This is a genomic window from Microbispora sp. NBRC 16548 (assembly GCF_030268985.1).
Classification (GTDB): domain Bacteria; phylum Actinomycetota; class Actinomycetes; order Streptosporangiales; family Streptosporangiaceae; genus Microbispora; species Microbispora catharanthi.
In genome coordinates, this window is record NZ_BSSF01000136.1 from 1 (window position 1) to 255 (window position 255).

At 69.8% G+C, this 255-nt stretch carries 1 pseudogene; it reads right to left on the reverse strand.

Annotated elements, in window-relative coordinates:
- Window positions 1-255, reverse strand: a pseudogene (locus QSK36_RS43385) (WxL protein peptidoglycan domain-containing protein); the annotation flags it as partial.

Consider the following 255-nt stretch of genomic DNA (forward strand, 5'->3'; position numbering starts at 1 on the left):
CGGTCACGCGGATGTTGAGGCGGACGCCGACGCGGTTTTGGACGCGGACCTGGCCGGAGATGGTGTCGATGGAGGCGGTGACGCCGGCGGGGTGGTCGCCGGGGGTGGCGTTCTGCGGGATCGAGACTTTCACCGGCACGACGGCGGTGGCTCCGGCGGCGATGGTCACTTTGTCGGGGATTTCGATCCAGGCGCCGCCGTCGACGGGTGTGGCGTCCGAGGGCCGCATGTCGAAGTAGCCCTTGGCGGTCAGGT